Consider the following 20437-nt stretch of genomic DNA (forward strand, 5'->3'; position numbering starts at 1 on the left):
GAAGTGAGCACCGTAAAGAAGCTGCCCGGCCTTGCCGCCGGCATCAAGGACAGACTCATCCAGCAGGCGCTGGAGCGCAAGCTTCGCCAAGCGGCCGAGCCTGGCGCGCACGCGCTTGCGCGTCCCGCCGAAAAGAAAGCCGAGATCCCTGAGGAACACTATCGGTTCCACCTGCATCCCGGCTATCAGCAACTGCGCATCATCAACGATGGCGCCAGTCGCCTGGGCGTGAAGAACCCCTTCTTCAAACTGCACGAAGGCACCGCCGGCGCGCGCACGCAGATCGATGGCAACGGCTACATCAACTACGCCAGCTACAACTACCTGAACATGTCCGGCGACCCGGCCGTGATCGCCGCAGCCAAGGCCGCCATCGATCGCTACGGCACGTCGGTGTCCGCCAGCCGCCTGGTCTCGGGCGAACGACCCGTGCACCGCGAACTGGAAGCTGAACTTGCGGCGCTGTACGGCGTGGACGACGCGATCACCTTCGTCAGCGGCCACGCCACCAACGTTTCCACGATCGGCTACCTCTTCGGCCCGCGTGACCTAGTCCTGCATGACGAACTGATCCACAACAGCGTACTGCAAGGCATCCAGCTGTCAGGCGCCCGCCGCCTGCCCTTCCGCCACAACGACTGGGAAGCGCTCGACGCCATCCTGCACGATCAACGGCACCAGTTCGAACGCGTGCTGATCGTGCTGGAAGGCATCTACAGCATGGACGGGGATTACCCCGACCTGCCTCGTTTCGTTGAAGTCAAACAACGCCATCGCGCCTTCCTGATGGTGGATGAAGCGCATTCGCTCGGCGTAATGGGCGCGCGTGGCTACGGCATCCGTGAGCATTTCGGAATGGACGGCAAGGACGTCGATATCTGGATGGGGACGCTGAGCAAGACGCTGGCTGGCTGCGGCGGGTATATCGCCGGTGAAACGGCGCTGGTCGAGCATTTGAAGTTCTTGGCGCCGGGGTTTTTGTACAGCGTGGGGATGCCGCCGACGGTGGCGGCTGCGTCACTGGCGGCGTTGCGGCGGATGAAGGAAATGCCGGATCGCGTGGCGACCTTGCAGGCGCGGGGGAAGTTTTTTTTGGAGCAGGCGAAGGCGGCGGGGATTGATACCGGAACGAGTACCGGGTTGGCGGTGGTGCCGGCGATTACGGGGAGTTCGTTGAAGGCGACGCGGGTATCTGCAGAACTGTTCAAACACGGAATTAACGTGCAGCCGATTCTTTATCCGGCGGTTCCTGAAAAGGCGGCTCGCCTACGCTTCTTTATCGCTTGTCAACACACCGAAGAACAACTGAAGCATACCGTCGCCTTGCTGCGCCAGGAAATATGAAACCGCTTTCGAGAAGGAAGCTATAAAACGGCCTTCATAAAGTGTGTGCTTGACTAACGTTAATTCTGAGAACAGGTTCGACCTGTTTTTCAGCGCAGTCGGCATATCCTTCAGCCATTAATTTCCAACCGCTGCAGCAAACCGCAGTCTTTCAAATAATTTCGCATCAAGAGACCTCCCGTTTTTGGAATTCGTCATTCATGAAAGTTCTCACCGTATTCGGAACGCGGCCCGAAGCAATCAAAATGGCGCCGGTTGTCGCAGCGCTTAAAGCACATAGCGACATCGACTCTCGCGTTTGTGTCACAGGCCAGCATCGCCACATGCTTGATCAAGTGCTCCAACTGTTCAACATTGAACCCGATTATGACTTGAACATCATGCGTCCTGGGCAAGACTTGTTTTCTGTCACGGCTCTAGTACTTGAAGGCATGCGTGGCGTATTGCAGGAATACCGTCCTGACTATGTCCTCGTGCACGGCGACACAACCACAACCCTAGCGGCATCGCTGGCGGCGTTTTACGCAAGAATTTTCGTCGGGCACGTCGAAGCTGGGCTCAGAACTCGTAATCTTTATTCCCCTTGGCCGGAAGAGGCCAACCGACAGATTACGGGGACGCTTGCGACGCTTCATTTCGCGCCTACCGAACAGTCGCGTCGAAACTTGCTGAAAGAACAGAAGTCGGATGGAACTATCCTGGTTACAGGCAACACCGTAATCGATGCACTGCTCGCCGTGCAATCCAAAGTCGAATCGAACGAGCAGTTGCACAGAGCCCTACACACGCAATATCCCTTTCTGAACGGCGGCAAGCGAATAGTGCTGATCACGGGGCACCGTCGGGAAAACTTTGGCGCCGGCTTTGAAGCGATTTGCAATGCAGTTCGTCAACTATCGCTTCGATATCCGGAAATGCAGTACGTGTATCCCGTGCACCTGAATCCGAACGTACGCGAGCCAGTAAACCGTCTACTACGCGATTTAAATAATGTGCACCTCATTGAACCGTTAGAGTATGAACAATTCGTCTATTTTATGACGAAAAGCTTTATTATCCTCACCGATTCCGGCGGCATACAAGAAGAGGCTCCGTCCCTGGGTAAACCTGTGCTGGTCATGCGAGACACTACCGAACGACCTGAAGCTGTGGTGGCCGGCACAGTGCGCATGGTCGGAACAGACTCTTCGCGCATAGTAGAAGCGGTAAGCGATCTGACCGATAACGAAGATTCATATCAAAAAATGGCATACGCACACAATCCCTATGGCGATGGCCACGCTTCCCCTCGGATTGTGGAAGCCCTACTTAAGCACTTTCGAAATGATCAGCGCCCGATATGAAGTGGACCTAAGAGTTGGGGTAATGAACTCGAGTCATGTCAGACCGGCGACCGGCCTTCGAAAGCCATAGAAGACCAAGAACAGATGGAGTAATTAATGATTTCACGCGTTGTCAAAGTATGTGATGGCATCCAATTAGGCAATGACCTGCCATTTGTCCTATTTGGAGGAATCAATGTGCTTGAGTCGAAAGACCTTGCCCTGCAAGCATGCGCTGAGTATGTCCGAGTAACCAAGAAGCTGGGCATTCCGTATGTGTTTAAGGCTAGTTTCGACAAAGCCAACAGGTCATCTATCCATTCATACCGCGGACCCGGGTTGGATGAAGGCATGCGGATCTTCGAAGCTGTTAAAGCAGAGTTCAGCGTCCCCATCATTACGGACATTCATGAGCCCTGGCAAGCGGACATCGTCGCGTCGGTCGCAGACGTGCTGCAATTACCCGCATTCTTGGCACGGCAGACCGATCTAGTGGTCGCAATGGCGAAAACGGGTAAAACTATCAACATTAAGAAACCACAATTCTTAAGCCCATCGCAAATGAGCCTCATCGTAGAAAAATTCCACGAAGCTCATAACGATAATCTCATCCTGTGCGACCGTGGCACCTGCTTTGGCTATGACAACCTAATTGTGGATATGCTCGGATTTGGGGTGATGAAACAGACATGCCTCAATATTCCCATTATTTTCGATGTTACTCACGCCCTCCAACAAAGGGATCCGGGCGGAGCAGCATCGGGAGGGCGCCGTGCTCAGAGTGCCGAACTCGCTCGTTCAGCCCTGGCCCTCGGTTTGGCCGGGTTGTTCCTGGAGTCCCATCCCGAGCCAAACAGCGCTAAATGCGACGGTCCGAGCGCCTTGCCACTGGAGCACCTGGAAGCATATTTGACGCAATTGAAGGCTGTGGACGATCTAGTCAAGAGTTTCCCGCCACTAGTAATTGTTTAAGCTTGGCCGACCGTCGCGTGCCAGGACTATAGGGGCCTGGGCGACATCGTACTCTATTGCTAGCCCCTGCCGCAGCCGGGAACGGCGGCCTAGCTTTACCCAATAGAGGTCGTCCGCCTCAGTCTAGCGAGAAGATAGCCGCATCCCCGCCAAACGGCCTGAACTTATCCATACCCTGGTTTCTCGTAGCGCAGTGGCTCTGCCGGTTGAAAAGGCCATTCAACATGAAGCAAGTTGATATTTAGCTTAAGCGACTCGCAGTTCTCAAGGCTGACCGCAATTGCGCATCAATCAGATTGAGTATGCGCCGACGAGGGCGAGCTTCTACGAGTGCCTCGTAGCGTCGCGAATAATCGCAATCGTATATCTACTATCCAAATAAAAGATTAGGTGGAAGTTAACATGGACTATCTTGACACTGCGAAAGGCGTAATTGCTACAGAAATCGATGCGCTCCAGCAAATGAGCAATCGTTTGGATGGCAACTTCGAAAGAGTCGTAGAGAGCATCCTTAACATGAAGGGCCGCCTCGTCGTTGTCGGCATGGGCAAATCAGGCATTATCGGCAAGAAAATCGCCGCCACGCTCGCATCAACTGGAACGCCATCATTTTCAGTTCATCCAGGCGAGGCCTTTCATGGTGACTTGGGTATGATTCGGCCGATCGATATCGCGCTGATGATCTCGAACAGCGGCGAAACTGAGGAACTTATCCGCTTGTTGCCCTTCCTTCAGTTCCAACAGAACCTGATCATAGCGATGACTGGCAACATGGGATCCACACTCGCCAAAAACGCCAGCATTGCCCTTGATATATCCGTCCCAAGCGAAGCCTGCGCCAATAATCTGGCACCGACTAGTTCTACTACCGCAACATTAGCGATGGGCGACGCCCTCGCCGTTGTTCTTTCGAGCGCTCGCGGTTTCCAACCGGAAGATTTCGCCCGATTTCACCCTGGGGGAAGCTTGGGACGAAAGCTCTTGACGCGTATAGCAGACGTTATGCACTCTCGTGCGCTTCCGTTCTGCGCGCATGATTCGAGTTTTCGCGACGTGATCCAAACAATTACTCGGGGCCGATTGGGCCTAGCAATTGTCATGAAGGGAACTAGTCTTTGCGGCATTATCACCGACGGAGATATTCGAAGAGCCTTCGAGAAAGAAGGTGATCCTTCCACACTGGTCGCAGCCGATCTAATGACGACCACCCCCAAAACCATTGATCAATCCGAGCGACTAGTCGAAGCCGAAGAGCTCATGAACGAACAGAAAATTAAAGAACTGATCGTAGTTGATGAGAATCACAATGTAGTCGGGGTGCTACAAATATTCGACGTAGACCAAGCAGAAACCAATCAATAACATCAAGGCCACTGCTCGTGTTAATCGGAACCTTTTCCCGCAACCTCGCCCAACTCCCCGGTCTGGCATCAATGCTAGGTGATTCTGTCGTTCACCTGCGAACTTCGAGATCCGTCACCAGCAAGAACATTCACGCCATCGCGGGTTGGGGATTGCGTCCCTCCACGCACAAGCCTCGCGCACTTGCCGCGAAACTCACGCTTCCTTTTATTTCTCTTGAGGATGGATTTCTTAGATCGCACGGGACAGGACCTGAATATCCAACTTTGTCCCTCGTGGTGGATCCTATTGGAATCTACTACGCGGCGGATAGACCTTCAGCCCTAGAGAAACTACTCGAATCCGACACTGATGTTCTCTCGGGAGTGGGCAGCGGCCACGCCGAAGCGCGATTTCGTGTCGTTTCGGACGGACTGAGTAAATATAATGCCGCACCGGATGCTTCCTCCGGCATTTTCTTCGGAAAAGAGCGACGCATTTTAGTTGTAGATCAGACGAAGGGCGACTCCAGCGTTTCCTATGGGCTGGCCAGTGCTGAATCCTTCGCCAAAATGCTCGCCGCTGCGCGAAATGAAAATCCGGACGCAGTTATATATGTAAAGACGCATCCGGAAGTCAGCAACGGAGCAAAGCAAGGCTATCTCGGAACCGTGCCATCGGACCCAGACACCGTGCTCCTCCGTGATTCCATAAGTCCTGCGAGTCTTTTTCCATTTATGGATAGAGTGTATGTTGTGACTTCGCAAATGGGCTTTGAAGCACTACTGCATAACGTTCCAGTTACATGTTTCGGTATGCCGTGGTATGCAGGATGGGGGTGCACCGATGATCGCCAACGCTGCTCACGACGAACGCGAGGGCGATCTGTCGACGAGCTTTTCGCAGCCGCGTACATGCATTACACGCGTTATCTGCATCCAGAGACACACCAGCGCGGTACCATTTTTGATGTCATAGAATGGTTGAGCCTGCAACGCAGGATGCACAGCCCATCCCACACTCGAACCGTCGCGATAGGCTATCGGCGCTGGAAAGCAGAGAACGTCAAGAGATTCCTCGGCGGAGGGTACCGTAGAGTGCAATTTGTGCCCGACATAAAGGCGGCAGAGAAGCTGGAAATTAAGCAAACAGACCGAATTGTCGCGTGGGGCGCTGCTCCGTCAGAAGAAGTAATTTTACTAGCGCAAAAAACTGGCGCATCTCTTCTTCGCATGGAGGACGGATTCATTCGTTCTATTGGTCTCGGGTCGGATTTCATTGCACCTCATTCCCTTGTAATTGACAGCCGGGGTCTATATTTCGACGCTAGGCAACCGAGCGATCTGGAACACCTCTTAAACCATAAGGTCTTCACCGAACGCGATATACAACGCGCCACAAGGGTTCGAGCGCTTATCGTAGAAAATCAGCTCACTAAGTATAATATTGAGTCTCACAAGCCTCCCACTTGGCGTACAGAGGGTCGTCGCACAGTTTTGGTACCCGGACAAGTGGAAGATGACGCATCCATCAAATTTGGCTCCGGGTTATTCAAGAGCAATCTCTCGCTCTTGCGCGCAGCACGCGAAGCTTGCCCTAACGATTACCTAGTGTATAAACCACATCCAGACGTCCTGGTGCGCAATAGAAAGGGGAGCATACACAGAAGCGACGCTCTGTTATTTGCGGATACCATTGAAACCGAAGCGTCAATTGTCAGTTGTATCGAAGCATCCGCTGAAGTCCACACCATGACTTCATTAAGTGGATTTGATGCCTTATTGCGAGGAAAATCTGTCGTAGTCTACGGAAGTCCATTTTACTCCGGCTGGGGATTAACTGAAGACAAGGCCCCCGTTCAGCGTCGTTTAAGGAAATTGACTCTGGATGAGCTAATTGCCGGCGCTATGTTGCATTACCCGATCTATTGGGACTGGACCTTAAATGGCTTCACTTCCTGCGAAGCCGCCATTCAGCAATTGATTCATAAACGTGCTGAACTAATCGCCAGCGGCAATCTATCCACAGTCCGGAAAACATACCTTAGCCGCCAATTTCACAAACTGAAGCTCTGGGCGAAGGCCGGCTTCGTACTTAATCGGTAAGTTCTTAATAGGGGAAATCCGGTCACCTCGACGGCATTTCTCAAGTTTCTCAATGCACATGAAACAAAATTTTTTGTTCTTGCAAGGTGTGTGCTCGCCATTCTTTCCACGACTAGCAGTCGCGCTTCGCGAACTTGGCCACACAGTAAGGAAGGTAAATTTTACTGTCGGAGACGCAGTATATTGGCGGAAGGGAAATGCGATTGGCTATCGAGGCCCTATGCAGCGATTAAGCCAATTTTATCTCGGCGAATTCCGTGAGCACAATATATCTGACATTGTTCTTTTTGGGGATTGCAGGCCGGTCCACCGACCAGCCATAGACGCGGCCAAAAATTCGGGCATTAGAGTACACGTTTTTGAAGAAGGATATTTCCGCCCCTTTTGGATCACGTTGGAGCGGACTGGCGTGAACGCTAACTCTTCCCTCTCTAAAGAACCGCAATGGTACAGGGATGAGGCTCTTAGCGTTCCTCATTATGACAACGGCGCATCCTTCGCTTCTCCCTTCTGGAAGCGCGCCGCCTTTGATATTGGCTACAACTTCTGGGCAGGCTTGAACTTCCTAGTTCATCCGGGCGTGCAAAGTCACGTTCCCTATTCGCCACTTACTGAATACTTGGGATATCTGAAACGTGGCATGCGGGTCTGGATACAGGACCATAAATCTCGAAGGATTGAAAGACGATTGATAACGGAGTCTGAAAAGAACCCGTTTTATCTTCTGCCATTGCAATTGGCAAATGATGCGCAGATCGTGCATCACTCACCATATGGCAGCATGTGTGACGCCATGTTCGAAACTGTTGAGTCTTTCGCCAAACACGCGCCTCTCGACGCACGCCTAGCAGTGAAGATTCATCCCCTCGACCCAGGTTTAGTAAACTACCAAAGAGAGCTACTAATAATTTCGAAGCGCCTCAATCTTACCGATCGAGTGTTTTTTCTTGAAAGTGGAAACCTCCCTGCCCTACTCTCAAAAGCGGCTGGACTCGTTACGGTAAATAGTACCGTCGGCGGTTCGGCATTAGTTCATGGCTGTCCAACGATTACCCTTGGTAAAGCCATTTACGATCTGCCTGGTCTGACGTTTCAACAAGGTCTCGATAAATTCTGGCTCCATCGTACAAAACCAGATGCGAAACTATTTCGAAGTTTCCGCGATGTTGTTGTACATCGATCACAGATTAACGGTGGGTTCTATTCTAGACAGGCAATTAAACTCGCTGTCCGGAATTCAATACCGCGGTTGGTTCAGGGGAACTAGGAATCAAGTTTGAACCTTGGCATGATCAGCCCATGCGAGGAACTCCCTGTTATCTTCGCGTGCCCCATCAACAAAAATAAGACCCCATGTTAGATCAGATGACATCGGCAGATAAGGCGATTTCTGCATCCGCAGGACTTCCAAAATTTGACCTTACAGAAGTACTTAAAAAGCATCAAATTATCGAGCAAGGCAAGAAACTACTATATGTTCCGCTGAAGGGCTGTGCTTCAAGCCAATTATTGATTGTGATGAGCACGCACAATCAAGGGTCAAACTATCTTGCGATGCGAACTTTTCTGGAGGACCAGAAGTATGATCTCCTGTTCGTTACAGATCCATCGAACACATGGTACCTAGATGGGGATTATGGTGAGACTTTTGGGAAAATCTTCAAAATCTACACGGAAAAGTACAAGCCGGAGAACGTATTCTTTTTTGGTTCGTCTATGTCTGGGTACGGCGCCATCCTTCATGCGCTCAGATTGAATGCGAACGCCATTGCGGCCAATCCTCAGATTAGTCTGGACATGACTCGGGAGCATTCTTGGCCCGAGTTGCGGGAGCACATAACCGACCTAGCTGGCAGGCATATAAACATAGACGAAGTTGCTGACGACCTCTGGCAGGATTCGGTAGTTTATATTGTGCACGGCCATTTTGAAATGGACGTGTTAAATGTGAATCTACTTTCTAATGCCAGGGTTTCAAGTAAGAAACTGATCGTGCAGACGCTCGATATTGACAACCACTCATTCCCATTCGGAAGAGAGATCGGGAACGTATACGATGTTGTCACTCTCGCCACTCTTTACAGAAATATAGTCAACGTCGGACATATAGAACAGAAATTTCTTGAGCGAGACGGAGCACTTTTCAATCAGCGTAGGAAAGAGCTTCAAAAAAATAGCAAGCAGGATCCTATGCGGAGTTTTGACGCCGACGGTCAAGTCCTTTGGCAGTTGAGACATCAATACGAAACACCAGGTCGCGTCGTTTTTTTCTCCAACATTGGCCATTATTCCAATGATCGACTGTGTGGAGCGCACTGCATATTTGATGGACGACGTTGGAGCCTCGTTTCTCCAAGCTTGTCGATTAGCGATAATCTGATTGCTCCCGACAGCACCATTATTGACGGAACCGTTGTAAACCCCAAGAACGATCAGTTCATCAATACGAATTGGAAGGTCAGAACCCACGAAACCGCAGAGATGAAGATTTCTGGAAGCCTCAATTATCTAGACATTGATCTTCAAAAAATTGAAACGAATAACATTTTCTTAAATCTTTCCATTTTACCGGATGCTAAGACGTGCAGCGAGATTTCTGGGAAATACCTAACGCTTAGCGCGGACGTCTACACTTCGAATGGAGATGCTGTTTTTTCACTGGGCGGTTTTGGTAACAGCGGCTATCATCACACCAATTCAGCAAAGGCCCAGGCCAACAAATGGTCCTCACTGACTGTAATGGAGGCTTTCCCCTCTATCGTTGATGAGCATCGGGATAGATTGTTTGTTCGCATAAACGTCGGCATTGATACACAACCCAAACGAGTGCGGGTTGCTAATCTGCGGCTAGTGCTAGGATATTTTCCGATGGGATTCTCTTGAGGTTCTAGCATTGCGGCTTGCTATGACTACCTCCTCGAATAAAATGAGGCGCTGGCGGGTGGAAGAATTATTTGAGTTCACCCAACAAGAACCGAACCATAAAAGCATCCGCTCCTGTGTCGGTCCGTGCTCCAAGCAACTCTTCAAACGCAACCAGGCCGTGAGGGCATTGGAAAAGGCGAGCTGGAGCGGTGCCGTGGGTCATAAGTACGATTAGGCGCAGCACGATTGACCTGTACGAGCTCTCCCCCTCCTTTCAAGACCCTCTGCTACACCCCAAAGCTCCTAGTCTGAGCTTAGGTGCGCTTCTACGGGCATACGCACTGGTCAAGTGCGCGCACCCATTAAACATTTGCGGAACGCCCAGCGCTGGAACCCTCAACCTCGACGGCTTGCGCAGGCCTCACAAGACTAACGCCTTCCAAGTGCCGCTCCCCTGAGCACTCAAACAAATACTCATACTCGTTCGGAAGCATATCTGTTCCCAAATACTGCGTGGAATGGGTACGCTAGCATGATTAGGCTGTCGCATACGTAATTCTTATAGAGTTATCCCGATTCCACGCCATATGAACTTACGGCTTTATTGCTATGGCCAGATCGGCAATTCTCCTTACCCAGGCGTCCGTGGTTAAATCAACAACACGGGAGCGCGAAATCGCCACGTCTTCGGCCGAGCGCCCATTTTTATAAAGGTCGGCCACAGCATTTACCGCTAATTCAGTTTCGGCAATATGCCACTTCTTGTCATAATCAAAGATTGCACACCCATTTGTACCTTCCAAATGCCTGCCAAGGAATTGGACTACGCCAACATTGGTGCTAATCACCTTTACGCCCAGCGACAGAGCCTCAATGGCGCTGACAGGACCACCTTCACATCTAGCCGTGATAAGTAGCGCATCCATTATTCCGTATACGGACGGATAATCTTCATAGCTGATATTTTTATCGCGCGCGTAGTAGACGTGATCTACACCGTAGCGCTCCAGCGACTCGACAAGGTGTTCCCAGTTTTGACCGACGATATGCAATTCGAAAGGAACATTCAAGCTTTTCAGTCGCAATGCGATATCCAGCAGGATATCCCCTCCCTTCCGATACCCCTTCGGCTCAGACATACGGCTCTTACTAAGCTGCCCCTTATCAAGCGTGCCGTAAGCCCGACCGACAAACCCTAACTTCAGCTTGACTCCCGCCTCGACACCAGAGTTCTTATGGTGCCTTTCGTTAAAAAGCTTATGATCGTAGCCAATCGGAACAAACTCGAAGTTGGACTTGTTCGCAATATTGTGGCTCGGACCATAGCACTCTTCAAACTCGCATACGCCAACCACCCTGTTGACCATGCGCAAGCTACGAGCTAGGCGTTGAGAGTCGAACTGATATAGAGGCTCGTAACAAGTTCCATGATGAATGGCTACCGAACGACGCAAGATATCCTCGATTTCGCAGTTTTTTCCACTATCCTCGTCAAAACCACGCTGGTAAGTCGCGGAAATTTCCTTATGTGTCTTTCCATCCAGCAGGGCCTCATAATGCCAGAGCTCCTGCGGCCGCATCCAGATATATGATTTGGCATTGCGTAGCGGAAAATCCGAAAACACGCATCCGACCGCCTCAAACCGGCGGACTAAATCCAAAAACAAGTAGGTTGGGCGAAAGCAAACTATGTTGACGACATGTCTGGAAACTTCTTTGACATCGCCCTCTCCAGCAAGCTTTCGGAGAAGAAGCGCAAAGTCTTGCACCCTTATTGGATTACGATAAACACCGGTCGGAGATTCGCCCCCATCGGTTGCAATCGCCTTCAATATGTCCGAAGCAGGACGATATACTTCCAGCCCGTCCTTATAGATGGCTGCGAACATATCGGCATTTGGCTTAAGAAATCGCAACTCAACGCCGATTTCCGAAAACCGTTCAGCATACGACTGTACAGGTGAGTTTATATTCCCGTAGAAAACGTACAATCTGGATGGAATTTCGGCGCCGTCCAGCAAATCAGAATATAAGCAGTCAAGGGAGCTCACGTCCGTAACTGGCCACTTTCGACCAGCATCCGCTTCCGGAAGGGCAGGAACAATCCATCCGAGCTCCGTAACGTGATTTAGCTTATCTACTCCGCCGTTGCCCCCAATCAGAACTACAAATTCTGCTCGAGCAATAACCGAAAACCAATTTGCCCAGTTCTTTCTCCCATCCAATACAAGACCAAAACGTCGCCCCTGGTCCTTTGATAACCGCTCCTCAATATTATCCGTTATATTGGTTAGAATGGGAAAAGTCGTCGACTCAAGCTTGGAGAATGTGCTGGTAACGGTGAAGAGGTCGGCGACATCTGGAAAGAAAAGCGGAAAGAACGGAGATTCGTAATCCGTCGCGCATGAATGATCGACAAATATAGTTCTGGGCATTATAGAATTTTCCTACCTATGAATCTCAAGACGGCGTGCTTGCTATCTAGACAATACCCGCGAGGGTCTTTCTTAAACTTGCGCCAAAGCCTAGTCTTTCTGCCTGCCGATACAATTCCGGCGCCCCCGCCCGTCTTAACTTTTGAAACTGTAGGCCTTATGCCGGGACTAGATGTTGCGCTGCTTTCAACAGGTTTAGGTAAAGCGATCTGACGAGCTGCAGCGTTTGGATCCCGAACTTTTATGTCGAGATTGGAAAATAACCTTCTGACCTTCTCAATCTCTCCATACCCGATCAAATGTTCAAACGCAGCATTGAGAAACGCAGCATACGCGCTCAACATCTCTTCAGAATAGTCGAGTGACTCAACCACATCACGAAGTTGCGTGACCTCTGTCAGGTCAATAGTAAACCCCCTATTGCCGTAGAAGGCTCCGCCGAAACATATCAGCGGCTTCGCATGCGATGCTACTTCCAACCCGGACTGCGAGTTAAGCGTGATTGCGAAGCGGCAACCAGATATCAACCCGGGCAATGAAAAATCTTCTACGATGTGAAAGCGCTTTCGAAGGTCGTGCGGCAACCGTTCACGAAAATCTTTCATCGCATCAAAAGTGCTGACTGACGCACCTTTGTTCTTCATCCTTTCATAAGGATGCACTTTCATAACCACAGGATCATTGTTGAACTCTAGTAGTTCAGCAATTACCTTTTTATAAAATCCTATCGAATTCTTCCACTTGTTCGACGAAGAAAATATGGAGAAATCATTTGGAACTTGCGCAAGCACCAACGCATAATTCCTGATTTTATAAGAAGTAAACGCGGGTTGAGCCACGTTCCTGTTACGTTGCGAGTATAGCTTTCGCCATGCCTCAGAATAGGGACTGGATACCCGCTGGTTCAGCGCGTCGGTAAATCGCTTACTTCTCAAGAAGCTCGAATTTGGAATTGACGAATAACGAGGTTCTAGATAGAAATCATGCCCAGTGAAGAAATGTTCAGCCACAAATCCAGGAATCGCCCTCTTCCTGGCAATCGCCAAAAATGCCTTAACGTAGATTAGATTTCCGCCAAAACATATGGCAGCGACAGGCTTGATCTTGCTGAAAAGTTGATCCCAGTAATTAAGCCAGAAACACACTGCCGCTCTGCAAGCTCTGACCTCATCGGGAAAGCTCTCCCCGATTAGCTGAGAAAAATCATGCTTAGATTGGTTATCCGACAAACTCCAATCTTTATGTAGAGCGTAGGCGCCAAACAGTTCATCCTCCAGGCATTCGTTCAGGTCTATGCCTAGATATTCAACATCTTTCGACTCAGCAACATACCGAAATTCAGCAGAAAATGCAGAATAGCTGTAGTTTCCCCAAGCCTTTTTCAGCTCAGCATTGTGCTCATCAAAATGATACTCAACATTCTGTCCGTCCAGAAAGTCAAATAACGCTGGGAAATTCTCTCTTTTAAAATTAACTTTATCCGAAAAAATAATCACGAGGATTCTCTTACAAGGCTATTTACAATTTACGTAGAGAAGCTCCGCGCAGACACTTCCCACTTTCAAAGTAATCTATATATTTACGTGGCGGAGTATGCGGCTATACCCTCTTCGACATCATCATAGCGAATAAGCATTCCGTTTTTTAGGAGGAGCACCATGTCACACATGGTTCTAACCTGACTCATTCCGTGGGTGACTAGTAGAACATTGGCCCGACCAACTCTTTCTTTGAAAGCATCCGCAGCTTTTTTCTTGAAGTGTGCGTCCCCGACAGACATAGCTTCGTCCACTAAGTAGTAATCAAAATCGAACGCCAAGCTGAGACCGAAGGCGACCCGTCCGCGCATGCCGGAAGAATACGTATTGACTGGTTGGTCGAAGTACTCGCCAATCTCGGCAAATTCCTTCACGTATCTAACGACCTCAGCCATTTTTTCGTCGACCGCGCCATAGACACGGGCAACAAATTTCACATTCTGGCGTCCGGTCAATGAGCCTTGAAAACCACCACTCAAACCTACCGGCCACGATATTGATTTATTGGTCACAATACGCCCAGCATCTGGCGAATCCTGTCCGCCCAATAGGCGCATCAATGTGGATTTGCCTGCACCGTTTCGACCGATAATCGCAACGTTCTTTCCGGATGGAATATCCATCGATAAATCGCGAAAGACATATTTTCGGCCTTGGTTGGTCCGATAGGATTTAGTCACTGAAACTAGCTGGATCATAGAACGTCAAATCGCCTGCAATTGCTGCCGCCGAGACCGATAGGCCGTAACACCCAAGAACAGGATCACAAGCGTCACAGAGCCTGCGTAGTAAAAATCGATTCCATCAATTTTGGGATAATAGGAGAATGTTGCCTCCCTGATTCCGTCAATAATGTGTAAGTACGGATTCCACCATAGATACAACCTCATAGACTCGGGAACGACCCATAAAGGCATTATCACGCCAGATAAAAAATACAACGGCATATAGCTCAACTTGATCAAATTCTTGATTTCTGGAATCGCTTCCCCGATGACGCAGTAAATAAGCGCAAGACCGAGCGACAACAAAATTCCAACAATGAGCAAGCTAATGAACTTCAGGGGCTCAGCTATGAGAATGTCGTGTCCACCCCAAAACCCGAGAGCCAGAATTATTAAGACATAGACGCAGCACATCAATGCTACTTCAGAGATGGCTCTTGCTAAGATTGTGTCTATAGGTTTGATCTGCCGATATGCAAACAGGGCCTTGTTCGCAGCTATAGCTTCCATTCCCTTTAGCGCGATGTTCTTGAACAGCAGAAACGGAACGATTCCGGTAACCCAGAATATCAATAGATCAGGTCCGTAGTTCACGCGAGCGCCTCGAATCACTACAAAAACTGTTAGCAGCACGGCGATATGCGCCAATGGTTCAAAAATGAACCAAAAGGCGCCCAGACGATTAATTCCAAAGCGCCCTCTTACCTCGCGCAGCACGAGCGCGAATAAGACGGCACGCATAATCTCTGTAGGCGATCGTTTTGAATACATATAGGCTCAGAAACTTTCGATCGCTCGACCCAGGACAAGTACTTGCACGATAGGCGAAATGATTTTCTGCCATTCGTAAACCGCAGCGTTGGTCACATACACCGCGTCTTCCGGCTGAACCAAGAACTGCCTTGCCAAGAACATCGCTGCCGGCTGCTTCAAATTCAATCGGAAAACTTGAGCAGAGGTTTTCGTATCCGTAGAAGATGGATCTTTTGATTCCACCAATCGGAATACGAACACTCCAGCCGCATCGGCCTTGGCTTCACTGAGTCCCTTAACGCTGCCCAAAACCTCCAGTAAGCTGGGGTTATTTGAGGGTAGGTCGTGCAGCCCCGGATCTCCAACCGCCCCCATAGCCACGAAACGCTTACGTGCCCTCTCCAAGACCACCTCCGCACCGGCAGGTAATATCTGGTTTCTACCGGAGAGAAGATCCTCGTAATTGAAGTGATATGACTTATTGCCGGTTCTCACTACAACCCGAATGAGATGTGGCTCGAGCACTGGGCCACCCGCGCGGTTAATTGCATCCAACAGGGTCAAAGGCCCCTGCAGCGCAGAAAATCTACCTGGAGTCTTCACAGCGCCGGCTACCAACACCGAGCCTGAAAGATCTCCTGTCAGGGAAACCTGAACTTGGGGATCGCTCGTGACCCCCCTTAGCTTCCTTCGAATCAACGCCTCAACTTCGCTCAGCGTCTTCTTGACGACACGTTCTCGCCCAACATAGGGCAGGGAAATTGTGCCCTTACTGTCAATCCTGACATTTTCGAAAACAGTGCCGCCGGCAGCCAAGGGCGCAAATAAAGCGCCCTCGATGCCCGAATCGGCAATCATAATTCGTAGCACATCGCCGGGTACAAGATGAACGTCGGGAACAGAAGGCAATGCGACCGCGCTGCTCAACTTCGGTTCTGGCGGACGCATATAGGGTGCAATGGTGTCCGCGCTGAGGTCGATCAATGTGTAATTTTGACTTTCATCGCTGTTCATGACTGCGTAGCGTGAGGGCCCAGCTGAAGACAACAAACTTCCGCAACCAGCCAGGAGCAACGGTACGCAAAGTGCCATTACGCGCAGGGAAAAGCGAGGTGAATTGGCGTGCATTATCAGAAGAAATAAGAGTTAATCGCGATGGTCTTCAATGGTGGCAACGACAAACCGTGCTATTCCGTAAAACAGCAGCAGCGCAATAAATACTGTGATCAGGTTGTACAAACGCTCGGGGTATATCGCCTTATCCGGGACGTTAGGAGAAACCACAGTCACAAGGCTCCGAAGTTTTTTGCTTGCTTCAATTCGAGCCGACTCTACTGAACTTACCGCGAACTTGTATGCCTCCTCAGCAATTGCAGCGTCAATGGTAAGATTCCGGTATCGCGAAGCCACGACGTTGAGCTTGTCCCCGCCCTTCTGGGAAACCAGGCGCTGGATTTCCGAAGCCAACTGTTGTTCCAAAGCGTGGATGCGATTTTTTTGCTGTCGCACTTGCGGAGTGTCAGCGTTAAGCGTGGCCGCCAACCCTTTAAGCACCGTCCTTTCCTTCGTCAAATTGGCCTCAAGCTCAACGATGATGTCTGCCCTCGCTTTTGCTGTAGCCTCTGCATCAAGAAGATTATTGCTGCTTTGAAAAGCCAGCATGTCCTCTCGCCGCTCTTCGTAAGCAACACGGGCTTTAGCCAGTTCACTTTGAGCAAACGCCATCTGCTCACGGGCCATACGATGCGATAGCTCGTTCACAAATCTCTCACTCTCGCCAAGCATGACTTTTAAAACTTTTTCGGCAAAGGCGGAATCGAATGCTTGGACACTAACGCTCAATAGGCCGGTCTGCTCGTCGAAATGCGCTGTCACCATGCGACGATAGTATTCGAGCAAATCCTCACGTTGGGCATCGCTCGGCAGCCAATACAATAAATCGTGCCAACGTCCAGCGTAATGCTCTGACCACTTAAGCTTGGCCTGCAGAACATTAAGCATGTCCTGCGAAGTCAAAAACTCTCGAAGATATAGTGTCTCTTCCCGGGACGTCGGATTCAGACCGCTCAGCATGACAGCAAGCCCCGGAACTTGTGGCGTTTCGTTATTGCCGACCTGCCGGACGGCAACTTGGGCTACGCTGACGTACCTGTCCAACGCGAAGAAACTGTAATAAACGACCGCCAGAACCAGGGGTATTCCAACGAGCCACAGAAAAAGGCGTTTCGACTTCAGTTTTTGAAGAGTTATCATTTATTTGTAAAAACCATGCAAATGAACAGTGTCGGCTCTACTTTTTATTCGCTAATACTGTTTGTTCATGTAGCAGCTTAGATATTGATATCGTACTTTCAATTGCTCATGAATCGTTACGTACCGCATTGTATCGCTTGGGTCGGAACTGAGCCTAGAATCACATCATTCCTTCGAGGGAGACGGTACTTCTCGTCGAGGCAAGTCGTGCGGCGTTGTTACCGGGATGCATTCCCGCCATGCTTAAAAGTGTGGATCCCAGCGACGCGATATCTCTAGACGTCTCTTCATTCACTTGTTCTCGGTTGTCGGACCGCCACGTTAAGTAGTCAGTCGTTCCATGTGCTTTACCCAACTTTTGATATACGTCCGACATGATGGGCACATGGTCACCGAAGATGCATAAGTTGACAGGCCGCGATCTATTCAGAATCTGTTGCCTAAGCTCCCCAAACATTGCATCCGCATTGAGCAAATGTCTCGCGTATGCGACCAACTCTTGACACCCTTCGGGCATAGGGCCTTTGAAGACGGCCGCCACATCAGATGAATCCACATTCTCCCAATGCAGCGGCCCGTGGTTCTCCATCGTGATCACATGGACATACGTAGGCTGCTCTGCGTCTTGCAGCAACACATTTGCCACGTACTCCCCCAATGCCCGATCCCCTACGTAAGCCCCTTCCCGCTTCGCATTCTGGAACGCCTCAATGTCAATGAACTCATCGAATCCCAACAGCGGCATTATTTGATCTCTACGATAGAAGCTGCGGTGGTACGGATGAACGCACACCGTGCGGTAGCCCAAGCTCCGCAGGTAGGAAGCGATAGTCGGGAAGCCTTGCCCTGCTAGCTTGCGGTAAGGGTTGTACTGATGTACGCCCAAAGTCCTTTCGGGCAATCCACTGAGGAACGCAAACTCAGTGCGGACGGTGTTCGCCCCCCATGCGGGGACTTCCAATTGACCGTGCGCGATCGCCTCCGACTTAAGCAAATCGAAATTGGCCAGGAGGTCCCGGCGAAGCAAATCGGGATATGCCCTTCGGACATCGAAGAAGGATTCGCTCTGTATTACAACGATGTCGGGCATCGGGGCCGGCAGCGATGCTGGCGACCTGGCATTCGCAAATGGAGCTTCTGCGCGCAACTCCGCACTAGATTGACGTTCGCTGCGCCCATAAGCCCAGAGAGCGGAGATCAACCCTATGCGTCGCAGATCCCGTGACGCGTCAAACGCGACGGAATTCATTTTGCCGGACGCTATCGCAAGAAAGAGCCCACCAGCGACAAGTGCAAAAGTATGGGTAAAGAACGGCACCGCGGGCGCAATTGGGTCGAACATGTGCTCCTGTGGCAATTCCGCGAACGACACCAACCATATACCGGCGCCTGCCGTGATCGAGTCCTCGAGAACCAAACCCGCCCAAAGCGCTGCGCCGTACCCTCCCCCGGCTGCCAGCGCCCGAGCCACGCCGAAGAAAGGCAAATATAGTCTCGGGTGCCTAATCGCGTCCGTGAAGTACTCAAAGTCCGGGTAAACGAATGGCTCCCGAAGGGCGCGATACTTTGCATTGCTGACCAAGACGATGAGCAATTGAACTGCCAACACATTAAAAACCCCGAAGTATGGTCGCCTGAAGAGTGCTAACTCCAACGCAAAAGCCAACGTCCAGACTCCCACGTGCACTGCGTTGGCCGCAGCGGGCCGGCGCCACGGGGCAACGGGGCGCGGCGTCAGCATGGCCTCAATCACCCACGACAAGGCCAACCCCATCAAATACGGCGGCAGCAGCGGTATCCAAAACGCCTCAATCACCGTAACCCACCCTCTTCAATATCCATCCGGACACCGCGGGGTGAATCACCGACAGCAGAAAGCACCCCAAATTCAAAGGAAACGGAAAGCTGATACGAGCGCGATTGGCTTGCAGTCCACGGCGGATCACCCGGGCTGCCTTGTCCGCCTTCCACAAGAACGGTTTGGGGCCGGGCATGTCGAAGCACATCTGTGATTCAACGTAGCCGGGCATGATGACGTTGAAGCGGATGCCAGCTTCCGCAAGCGCATCACGCATGGCTTCGCCATACACCTTGACGGCGGCTTTGCTTGCGCTATAGCTGGGGGTTTCGGGCAGGCCGCGCCAGGCGGCCAGTGAGCTGACGAGGGCTATCTGACCGAAACCTCGGTTGCGCATGGCCGGCAGCACGCCGTGCACCGTGGCAAACACCGCCTTGACGTTAACGTCGAGCAGCCGGTGCACATCCTGCCAATCCTCGCCTTGGCGCTCGGGTCCGGTGTTGATGTTGACGCCCGCATTGGCGATGACGAGTTCCGGCATCTCGGCCTCGGAGATGGCGGCCAGCCAGGACATCAAGGCGTCGTGATCGCGTACGTCGCATTCATGCGTGACGACTCGCGCGCCGTGCTGCTCGCAGGCTTGCCGCAGCTCGGCAAGGCGGGCACTGTTGCGCCCCTGCATAATGATGGTCTTGGCGCCATACGCCGCATACTCCAGCGCCAGCGCGCCGCCAATGCCGCCGGTGGCTCCGGTGATCAGCACGCATCTTGGGGATCCGGGTTCGCGAACTACGGTACGACTCATGACCTGCCTGTCCAGACGGGTCCCGAGCGCAGGTTTTCGGATGCTCGCTGATGGCAAACTGGCGCGCGGAGCCGACGCGGCGTAACCGCGGCAAAAGCGAGGATGACAGAAGGTGGCGTCTGGGGCGTTATCTGTGGCACGTCGTATAGACATGGCCGCCTTGCGGCGGCCATTGTCGGTG

15 protein-coding genes are annotated in these 20437 nt (G+C 51.2%); 7 read left to right on the forward strand and 8 right to left on the reverse strand.

Features of this window, described 5'->3' with window-relative positions; translation table 11 throughout:
- Positions 1-3: 3 nt before the first annotated feature.
- The 7 genes from AC6CIE_RS06660 (at position 4) to AC6CIE_RS06690 (ending at position 9967) form a co-directional block, all read left to right on the forward strand.
- Positions 4-1344 (forward strand): aminotransferase class I/II-fold pyridoxal phosphate-dependent enzyme, encoded by a 1341-nt coding sequence (locus tag AC6CIE_RS06660; RefSeq protein WP_498091732.1) that lies wholly within the window; start codon positions 4-6, stop codon positions 1342-1344.
- A gap of 200 nt (positions 1345-1544) precedes the next feature.
- Positions 1545-2687, forward strand: coding sequence for a non-hydrolyzing UDP-N-acetylglucosamine 2-epimerase (wecB, locus tag AC6CIE_RS06665; RefSeq protein ID WP_498091734.1), 1143 nt, complete (start codon positions 1545-1547; stop codon positions 2685-2687).
- Between the two features lie 96 nt (positions 2688-2783).
- Positions 2784-3638 (forward strand): 3-deoxy-8-phosphooctulonate synthase, encoded by an 855-nt coding sequence (kdsA, locus tag AC6CIE_RS06670; RefSeq protein ID WP_498091736.1) that lies wholly within the window; start codon positions 2784-2786, stop codon positions 3636-3638.
- A 402-nt stretch (positions 3639-4040) separates the two neighbouring features.
- On the forward strand, positions 4041-5000 hold the full coding sequence (locus AC6CIE_RS06675) for a KpsF/GutQ family sugar-phosphate isomerase (RefSeq protein WP_498091738.1): 960 nt from the start codon (positions 4041-4043) through the stop codon (positions 4998-5000).
- Positions 5001-5017: 17 nt separating this feature from the next.
- On the forward strand, positions 5018-7084 hold the full coding sequence (locus AC6CIE_RS06680) for a capsule polysaccharide biogenesis protein (protein WP_498091740.1): 2067 nt from the start codon (positions 5018-5020) through the stop codon (positions 7082-7084).
- 220 nt (positions 7085-7304) lie between these two features.
- Entirely contained in the window at positions 7305-8351 is a 1047-nt protein-coding gene (locus AC6CIE_RS06685) for a capsule polysaccharide biogenesis protein (protein WP_498091742.1), read from the forward strand.
- An 86-nt stretch (positions 8352-8437) separates the two neighbouring features.
- Positions 8438-9967, forward strand: coding sequence for a hypothetical protein (locus tag AC6CIE_RS06690; protein WP_498091744.1), 1530 nt, complete (start codon positions 8438-8440; stop codon positions 9965-9967).
- Positions 9968-10542: 575 nt separating this feature from the next.
- Here AC6CIE_RS06690 and AC6CIE_RS06695 read toward each other — a convergent pair.
- The 8 genes from AC6CIE_RS06695 to AC6CIE_RS06730 all read right to left on the reverse strand — a co-directional run bounded on the left by AC6CIE_RS06695 (position 10543) and on the right by AC6CIE_RS06730 (position 20256).
- Entirely contained in the window at positions 10543-12384 is a 1842-nt protein-coding gene (locus AC6CIE_RS06695; protein ID WP_498091745.1) for a glycosyltransferase, read from the reverse strand.
- A complete protein-coding gene (locus AC6CIE_RS06700; RefSeq protein WP_498091747.1) occupies positions 12384-13880 on the reverse strand; it encodes a capsular polysaccharide export protein, LipB/KpsS family in 1497 nt (498 codons plus the stop codon). The genes AC6CIE_RS06695 and AC6CIE_RS06700 overlap by 1 nt, the downstream gene beginning before the upstream one ends.
- An 83-nt stretch (positions 13881-13963) precedes the next feature.
- Positions 13964-14620: an ABC transporter ATP-binding protein gene (locus AC6CIE_RS06705; RefSeq protein ID WP_498091748.1), complete on the reverse strand. Its 657-nt coding sequence runs from the start codon at positions 14618-14620 to the stop codon at positions 13964-13966.
- Between the two features lie 6 nt (positions 14621-14626).
- Positions 14627-15388: an ABC transporter permease gene (locus AC6CIE_RS06710; RefSeq protein ID WP_498091749.1), complete on the reverse strand. Its 762-nt coding sequence runs from the start codon at positions 15386-15388 to the stop codon at positions 14627-14629.
- Positions 15389-15424: 36 nt separating this feature from the next.
- Positions 15425-16414 (reverse strand): polysaccharide biosynthesis/export family protein, encoded by a 990-nt coding sequence (locus AC6CIE_RS06715; RefSeq protein ID WP_498091751.1) that lies wholly within the window; start codon positions 16412-16414, stop codon positions 15425-15427.
- Between the two features lie 132 nt (positions 16415-16546).
- Positions 16547-17653 carry a KpsE/RkpR family capsule polysaccharide export protein gene (locus AC6CIE_RS06720; protein WP_498091752.1) on the reverse strand — a complete coding sequence of 369 codons (1107 nt, stop codon included), beginning with the start codon at positions 17651-17653 and terminating at the stop codon, positions 16547-16549.
- A 160-nt stretch (positions 17654-17813) separates the two neighbouring features.
- Entirely contained in the window at positions 17814-19469 is a 1656-nt protein-coding gene (locus AC6CIE_RS06725; RefSeq protein WP_498091753.1) for an LTA synthase family protein, read from the reverse strand.
- Positions 19462-20256 (reverse strand): SDR family NAD(P)-dependent oxidoreductase, encoded by a 795-nt coding sequence (locus tag AC6CIE_RS06730; RefSeq protein WP_498092110.1) that lies wholly within the window; start codon positions 20254-20256, stop codon positions 19462-19464. Before AC6CIE_RS06730 ends, AC6CIE_RS06725 begins: the two co-directional genes overlap by 8 nt.
- Positions 20257-20437 lie beyond the last annotated feature (181 nt).

Source organism: Achromobacter sp. GQ309 (assembly GCF_059759315.1).

Excerpts from the sequence above, each read along its gene's own strand:
- wecB (WP_498091734.1), top strand. The coding sequence starts at position 1,545 with ATGAAAGTTCTCACCGTATTCGGAACGCGGCCCGAAGCAATCAAAATG.
- kdsA (WP_498091736.1), top strand. The coding sequence starts at position 2,784 with ATGATTTCACGCGTTGTCAAAGTATGTGATGGCATCCAATTAGGCAAT.
- AC6CIE_RS06675 (WP_498091738.1), top strand. The coding sequence starts at position 4,041 with ATGGACTATCTTGACACTGCGAAAGGCGTAATTGCTACAGAAATCGAT.
- AC6CIE_RS06685 (WP_498091742.1), top strand. The coding sequence starts at position 7,305 with ATGCAGCGATTAAGCCAATTTTATCTCGGCGAATTCCGTGAGCACAAT.
- AC6CIE_RS06690 (WP_498091744.1), top strand. The coding sequence starts at position 8,438 with ATGTTAGATCAGATGACATCGGCAGATAAGGCGATTTCTGCATCCGCA.
- AC6CIE_RS06695 (WP_498091745.1), bottom strand. The coding sequence starts at position 12,384 with ATGCCCAGAACTATATTTGTCGATCATTCATGCGCGACGGATTACGAA.
- AC6CIE_RS06705 (WP_498091748.1), bottom strand. The coding sequence starts at position 14,620 with ATGATCCAGCTAGTTTCAGTGACTAAATCCTATCGGACCAACCAAGGC.
- AC6CIE_RS06710 (WP_498091749.1), bottom strand. The coding sequence starts at position 15,388 with ATGCGTGCCGTCTTATTCGCGCTCGTGCTGCGCGAGGTAAGAGGGCGC.
- AC6CIE_RS06715 (WP_498091751.1), bottom strand. The coding sequence starts at position 16,414 with ATGAACAGCGATGAAAGTCAAAATTACACATTGATCGACCTCAGCGCG.
- AC6CIE_RS06720 (WP_498091752.1), bottom strand. The coding sequence starts at position 17,653 with ATGATAACTCTTCAAAAACTGAAGTCGAAACGCCTTTTTCTGTGGCTC.
- AC6CIE_RS06730 (WP_498092110.1), bottom strand. The coding sequence starts at position 20,256 with ATGAGTCGTACCGTAGTTCGCGAACCCGGATCCCCAAGATGCGTGCTG.